The following is a 6,522-nucleotide window of genomic DNA, read 5'->3' as shown; positions in this document are numbered from 1 at the left end:
CCCGCCTCAAGCAGGGCCTGTCGAAGACCAGCGCCAGCATCGGCGAGGGCATGGCCAGCCTGTTCCTTGGGCGCAAGGCCATCGACGACGACCTGCTGGACGAGATCGAGACCCGCCTGCTGACCGCCGACGTGGGCGTCGAGGCCACCACCGCCATCGTCCAGAGCCTGACCCAGAAGGTTGCGCGCAAGCAGTTGGCCGACGCCGATGCGCTGTACAAGGCGCTGCAGGACGAGCTGGCCGGCCTGCTCAAGCCCGTCGAGCAGAAGCTGGTGATCGACAGCGCCAAGCGCCCCTACGTGATCCTCGTGGTCGGCGTGAACGGCGTCGGCAAGACCACCACCATCGGCAAGCTGGCCAAGAAGCTTCAGTTGGAGGGCAAGAAGGTCATGCTCGCCGCCGGTGACACCTTCCGCGCCGCTGCCGTCGAGCAGCTGCAGGTGTGGGGCGAACGCAACAACATCGCTGTCATCGCCCAGCACACCGGCGCCGACTCCGCCTCGGTGATCTTCGACGCCGTGCAGGCCGCCAAGGCCCGTGGCGTGGATGTGCTCATCGCCGACACTGCCGGGCGCCTGCACACCAAGGACAACCTCATGGAGGAGCTGAAGAAGGTGCGCCGCGTGATCGGCAAGCTGGACGAGAGCGCTCCCCACGAGGTGCTGCTGGTGCTGGACGCCGGCACCGGCCAGAACGCCATCAACCAGGCCAAGCAGTTCCACCTGGCGGTGAGCCTGTCGGGGCTGGCGCTGACCAAGCTGGACGGCACCGCCAAGGGCGGCGTGATCTTCGCTCTGGCCAAGCAGTTCGCCCTGCCGATCCGCTACATCGGCGTCGGCGAGGGCATCGACGACCTGCGCGACTTCGAGGCCGAGGCCTTCGTTCGCGCCCTGTTCGCCGAGCAGGAGCGCGCATGATCCGCTTCGAGCAGGTCGGCAAGCGCTATCCCAATGGCCATGTCGGCCTGCATGAACTGAGTTTCCGTGTCCGCCGGGGCGAGTTCCTCTTCGTCACCGGCCATTCCGGCGCCGGCAAGAGCACCCTGTTGCGGCTGCTGCTGGCCATGGAGCGTCCCACCACCGGCAAGCTGCTGCTGGCCGGGCAGGACCTTTCCACCATCACCAATTCCCAGATCCCCTTCCTGCGCCGGCAGATCGGCGTGGTGTTCCAGAACCACCAGCTGCTGTTCGATCGCACCGTGTTCGACAACGTGGCGCTGCCGCTGCAGATCCACGGCCTGTCCAAGCCGGAGATCGCCAAGCGCGTGGGCATCGCCCTGGAGCGCGTCTCCCTGTCGGACAAGGCCGAGCTGTTCCCGGCCGACCTGTCCACCGGCCAGCAGCAGCGCGTGGGCATCGCCCGCGCCGTGGTGCATCGCCCGGCCCTGCTGCTGGCGGACGAACCCACCGGCAACCTGGACCCGCGCCTGGCTGCCGAGATCATGGGCGTTTTCGAGGACATCAACCGCTTGGGTACCACGGTTCTGATCGCCAGCCACGACCTGGCGCTGATCGCCCGCATGCGCCATCGCATGCTGACCTTGCAACGCGGCCGCCTGATCGGCGATGGGGAGGCTGGCTGATGAGCGCATCCCGCATGCCACCGCCCAAGCCCGCCGAGCGCGTGGGCGCCACGGCCCGTCCCGAGGAGCCGCAGAAAGGCGGCGATGACGGCCCGGATTTCCGCACCCTGCTGGCGGCCTGGCTGGAAAGCCACCGCGCCAGCCTGATGGACAGCCTGCGCCGCCTGGGCCGGCAGCCCATCGGCAGCTTCTTCACCAGCCTGGTGATGGCCATTGCCCTGAGCCTGCCCATGGGGCTGTCGCTGTTGCTCAACAACGTCGAGCGCCTGGGTGGTTCCTGGCAACGCGCGGCGCAGATTTCCCTGTTCCTGCAGATGGACGCCAGCGAGGCTGACGGCCGCAAGCTGCGCGACGAGATCGCCGGCATGCCCGACGTGGCCGAAGCCGAGTGGATCAGCCGCGAACAGGCGCTGGAAGAGTTCCAGCAGCAGACCGGGCTGGGGCAGGCACTCAAGGAGCTGCCGGAGAACCCCTTGCCCGGCGTGATCCTGGTCACGCCCAAGGAAGTCGACAAGACCACCCTGGAAGCGTTGCGCCAACGCCTGGCCGAACTGCCCCGTGTGGAGCAGGCCCAGCTCGACCTGGTGTGGGTCGAGCGCCTGAGCGCCATTCTCAAGCTGGGCGAGCGTTTCATCTTCGGCCTGACCGTGCTGCTGGTGCTGGCGCTGTTGCTGGTGATCGGCAATACCATCCGCCTGCACATCGAGAACCGTCGGATCGAAATCGAAGTGATCAAGCTGGTGGGTGGAACCGACAGCTACGTGCGGCGTCCCTTCCTTTATATGGGCGCGCTGTATGGCGTGGGTGCAGGCCTGCTGGCCTGGCTGGTGCTGGCCTACGGGCTGGACTGGCTGAATGACGCCGTGGTGCGCCTGGCCGGCCTGTACGGCAGTGACTTCGCCCTTGCCGGCGTGCCGCTGGGTGACGGATTGTCGCTGCTGCTCGGCGCCATCCTGCTGGGCTACATCGGCGCCTGGCTGGCGGTGGCGCGCCACCTCAGCGAGCTGGCGCCGCGCTAATAGAACCGCTCCGGGACGGGGCGGAAACGAGGGGTGTAACGAAACTTTTACGCCCCCTTGCAGTCATAAAGGCCAGTGCTACACTGCGCGAGCTTAGTGAATCGGAGGATTCGCATGACCACTTCCCTGCAACCTGTCTATGCCCTGGCCCCCGGTGCGAACCTGGATGCCTACGTGCATGCGGTCAACGGCATCCCGCTGCTGACGGTCGAACAGGAGCGCGAACTGGCCGAACGCCTCTTCTACCAACAGGATCTGGAAGCGGCGCGGCAAATGGTGTTGGCGCACCTGCGCTTCGTTGTACACATCGCCAAGAGTTATTCCGGCTACGGCCTGGCCCAGGCCGACCTGATCCAGGAAGGCAACGTCGGCCTGATGAAGGCCGTGAAGCGCTTCAATCCCGAAATGGGCGTGCGCCTGGTGTCCTTCGCGGTGCACTGGATCAAGGCCGAGATCCACGAGTTCATTCTGCGCAACTGGCGCATCGTCAAGGTCGCCACCACCAAGGCGCAGCGCAAGCTGTTCTTCAACCTGCGCAGCCAGAAGAAGCGCCTGTCCTGGCTGAACAACGAAGAAGTCCATGCCGTGGCCCAGAGCCTGGGCGTGGAGCCCCATGAAGTACGCGAGATGGAAAGCCGACTGACCGGCCATGACATGGCCTTCGACCCGGCGGCGGATGCCGACGACGACGCGGCCTACCAGTCCCCCGCGCATTACCTGGAAGACCACCGCTACGACCCGGCGCGCCAGTTGGAGGAAGCGGACTGGAGTGATAGCTCCACCGCCAGCCTGCATGAAGCGCTGGAAGGTCTGGACGAGCGCAGTCGCGACATCCTCTACCAGCGCTGGCTGGCCGAGGAGAAGGCCACGCTGCACGACCTGGCCGCCAAGTACAACGTCTCCGCCGAGCGAATTCGCCAGTTGGAGAAGAACGCGATGAACAAGCTCAAGGGCTTCATCCAGGCCTGAGCCGTCGCATGATCGAAAGCCGCCCCAACGGGCGGCTTTTTTCTGCCCGGAGAAATCGACCATGGCGATGCCGTCCCTTCGTCCCGCCCACGGCGTGTTGTTTGCGCTGACAGCCGTGCTGTTCTTCGGCCTGGCGATGTGGATGCAGCGCGGCAGTGGGCCCGCCGCGCCCCTGGCCTGCCTGGAAACCTGGCAAGCGCCGCTGCTGGAGCCCATGGCCGAAGGCACGCTGACCCTGGCGGCGCTGGACGGCCAGGCCCACGGCGAGCTCTGGCTGCGCAACGCTGGCGAGGGTCCACAACTGCTGTTCCGCAGCGAAGGGGAAGGCGAGGATGCCTGCAACCTGGAAGGTGAGCTGGCCCTGGACGATGCCGAGCGTGCGAGCCTGCTCAAGGCCTTGGGCGGCCAGTCCCCGGACGGCGAGCAGCCTCTGAGCCGGCAGATGCTCGACCAACTGGGGCAGCACCGCTTGTCGGCCCTGGATGTGCGCCCCCAGCAATTGCCGGACGCGGAGCGGCTGGTGGCCAGCGTCGGCCAGCCCCGCCTGCGGCTCCAGTTGGGGGTGGGAGAAGCCTGGGTCTACCCGGTGGAAGGCCTGACCGCCCAGGTGGTGGATGGCCAGGTGCACCGCATCCGCGTGGTGCCCCGCGCCACCCTCAAACAGTGATCAGAACGGCACGGCCGGCTTGAGCTGCTCCAGGTAGTGGCTGCCGCCCAGTTGGTGCATCTGCTGGCGAATCCAGCCGGCGCGACGGGCGACGTAGCTGCTTGGGTGTCCGGCACTCCATTCCCTGGGGTTGGGTAGCACGGCGGCCAGCAGGCTGGCCTGACGCCGAGACAGGTAGGGCGCGCCGATGCCGAAGTGATGACGGGCGGCGGCTTCGGCGCCGAACACGCCATCACCCCATTCCACACTGTTGAGGTAGACCTCGAGGATGCGCTGTTTCGGCCAGAGCGTCTCGATCAGCACCGTGAACCAGGCTTCCAGCCCCTTGCGCAGCCAACTGCGGCCGGACCAGAGGAACAGGTTCTTCGCCACCTGCTGGCTCAGGGTGCTGGCCCCGCGCAGGGAGCCGCCGCGCTCGTTGTGTGCCAGGGCGGCGCGGATTGCTGCCAGATCGAAGCCCCAGTGCTCAGCGAACTTCTGATCCTCGGCGGCGATCACCGCCACCTTCAGGTCGTCGGGCAGTTCCTTCCAGGGGCGCCAGGTGCGCTGCAGATCGATGGGCTCGCCATCGATCCACGACTCCACCTTGCGCTCCACCATGATCATGCTGCCGGGTGGCGGCACCCAGCGGAACAGCAGCACCAGCAGGACGGAACCGGCGGCGAACCAGATCAGCAGCTTGAACAGGCGACGACTCAGGGATCGGATCATGCGTGGCTTGGCCTGGGCGGGTTGGCGCGCCATTATAGCGGCCGCTCTCATCCTGTCTGGAGTGCCCAATGGCCCGGTTTTTCCTGCTGCTCGCCGCCTTCACCGGCTTCACCGGCGTCGCCCTCGGCGCCTTCGCTGCCCACGGCCTCAAGGCCCGGCTGAGCCCGGAGCACCTGGCGGTGTTCCAGACCGGCACCCACTACCAGCTGATCCACGCCCTGGCGCTGTTCGGCGTCGCCCTGTTCAGCCTCAACGCACCGGGGCGCCTGGTGAACGCGGCCGGCGCCTGCTTCGCCCTCGGCATCCTGCTGTTCTCCGGCAGCCTCTACCTGCTCACCCTCAGCGGCATCGGCAAGCTGGGCATCATCACCCCCTTCGGTGGCGTGTCCTTCCTGGCCGGCTGGCTGTGCCTGGGGCTCGCCGCGTGGCGCCTCAGCGGGCGCTGAGGCAGGCCTGACCCTGGCGTCAAAAAGCAGGACGAATGGCGTTATTCAGCCTTGGTCATCCCGAAGGTTCGGGGCTAGAATGCGGGCCCCCCAATGTTGTGACCGTCCCGTCATGCGCATCCAGTTGAACGGCGAATCCCACGAACTGCCCGACGGCGTGACCGTCGCGGACCTGATCGTCCGACTCGACCTGGCTGGCCGCCGTGTCGCGGTCGAGCTCAACCTCGACATCGTGCCGCGCAGCCAGCATGCCGCCACCGTCCTGCGCGATGGTGACCAGGTGGAAGTGGTACACGCCATCGGAGGCGGCTAGCCGCCCGCAAGGAGTCCACATGAGTCAGAAGCCGATCGACAAGCCATTCACCCTGGCAGGTCGGACCTATGAGTCGCGCCTGCTGGTCGGCACCGGCAAGTACAAGGACCTCGACGAAACCCGTCTGGCCATCGAAGCCTCCGGCGCCGAGATCGTCACCGTGGCGGTGCGTCGTACCAACATCGGCCAGAACCCCGGTGAGCCCAACCTGCTCGACGTGATCCCGCCCAGCCGCTACACCATCCTGCCGAACACCGCTGGTTGCTACGACGCCTCCGAGGCCGTGCGCACCTGCCGCCTGGCCCGTGAGCTGCTCGACGGTCACAACCTGGTGAAGCTGGAAGTCCTGGCCGACCAGAAGACCCTGTTCCCCAACGTCATCGAGACCCTCAAGGCCGCCGAAGTGCTGGTCAAGGAAGGCTTCGACGTGATGGTGTACACCAGCGACGACCCCATCGTCGCCCGCCAACTGGCCGAGATCGGTTGCATCGCCATCATGCCGCTGGCCGGCCTGATCGGTTCCGGCCTCGGCATCTGCAACCCCTATAACCTGCGGATCATCCTCGAGGAGACCCGCGTGCCCGTGCTGGTCGACGCCGGTGTCGGCACCGCCTCCGACGCCACCATCGCCATGGAGATGGGCTGCGACGCGGTGCTGATGAACAGCGCCATCGCCCACGCCCAGGACCCGGTGATGATGGGCGAGGCCATGAAGCACGCCATCGTCGCCGGCCGCCTGGCCTACCTGGCCGGCCGCATGCCCCGCAAGCTTTACGCCAGCGCCTCCTCGCCGCTGGATGGTCTGATTCGCTGAG

At 66.9% G+C, this 6,522-nt stretch carries 9 protein-coding genes; 8 read left to right on the top strand and 1 reads right to left on the bottom strand.

The genetic code is table 11. The features are described 5' to 3' along the window. The 5 genes from ftsY to A7D27_RS24765 form a co-directional block, all read left to right on the top strand. Positions 1–917, top strand: a 917-nt coding sequence (gene ftsY, locus A7D27_RS24785) for a signal recognition particle-docking protein FtsY (RefSeq protein ID WP_069566431.1), incomplete at its 5' end; no start/stop codon positions are given. Beyond that, positions 914–1,582: a cell division ATP-binding protein FtsE gene (gene ftsE / locus A7D27_RS24780; RefSeq protein ID WP_044403625.1), complete on the top strand. Its 669-nt coding sequence runs from the start codon at positions 914–916 to the stop codon at positions 1,580–1,582. The genes ftsY and ftsE, both read left to right, overlap by 4 nt. Further along, complete coding sequence (ftsX, locus tag A7D27_RS24775; RefSeq protein WP_069566430.1) at positions 1,582–2,601, top strand: permease-like cell division protein FtsX; 1,020 nt, start codon at positions 1,582–1,584, stop codon at positions 2,599–2,601. The genes ftsE and ftsX overlap by 1 nt, the downstream gene beginning before the upstream one ends. A gap of 114 nt (positions 2,602–2,715) precedes the next feature. Beyond that, a complete protein-coding gene (gene rpoH, locus A7D27_RS24770; protein WP_069559210.1) occupies positions 2,716–3,570 on the top strand; it encodes an RNA polymerase sigma factor RpoH in 855 nt (284 codons plus the stop codon). 61 nt (positions 3,571–3,631) lie between these two features. After that, positions 3,632–4,237 carry a hypothetical protein gene (locus tag A7D27_RS24765; RefSeq protein ID WP_083265776.1) on the top strand — a complete coding sequence of 202 codons (606 nt, stop codon included), beginning with the start codon at positions 3,632–3,634 and terminating at the stop codon, positions 4,235–4,237. Here the strand turns inward: A7D27_RS24765 and mtgA are convergent, their stop codons facing one another. Then, positions 4,238–4,981 (bottom strand): monofunctional biosynthetic peptidoglycan transglycosylase, encoded by a 744-nt coding sequence (gene mtgA / locus A7D27_RS24760; RefSeq protein WP_371850544.1) that lies wholly within the window; start codon positions 4,979–4,981, stop codon positions 4,238–4,240. Positions 4,982–5,016: 35 nt separating this feature from the next. Here mtgA and A7D27_RS24755 point away from each other — a divergent pair, with 35 nt between their 5' ends. From A7D27_RS24755 to A7D27_RS24745, 3 genes are all read left to right on the top strand, one after another. Then, positions 5,017–5,394 carry a DUF423 domain-containing protein gene (locus A7D27_RS24755; protein WP_069566429.1) on the top strand — a complete coding sequence of 126 codons (378 nt, stop codon included), beginning with the start codon at positions 5,017–5,019 and terminating at the stop codon, positions 5,392–5,394. Positions 5,395–5,506: 112 nt separating this feature from the next. Beyond that, complete coding sequence (gene thiS, locus A7D27_RS24750) at positions 5,507–5,707, top strand: sulfur carrier protein ThiS (RefSeq protein WP_069559208.1); 201 nt, start codon at positions 5,507–5,509, stop codon at positions 5,705–5,707. A gap of 19 nt (positions 5,708–5,726) precedes the next feature. Beyond that, entirely contained in the window at positions 5,727–6,521 is a 795-nt protein-coding gene (locus tag A7D27_RS24745) for a thiazole synthase (protein ID WP_069559207.1), read from the top strand. Position 6,522: the final 1 nt, after the last annotated feature.

Origin of the sequence: Pseudomonas sp. 1D4, from assembly GCF_001728925.1 — a bacterium.
GTDB classification, from domain to species: Bacteria; Pseudomonadota; Gammaproteobacteria; order Pseudomonadales; family Pseudomonadaceae; genus Metapseudomonas; species Metapseudomonas otitidis.
Note: the sequence above shows the minus strand (reverse complement) of the source record. Positions and strands in the feature narration are given on the sequence as shown.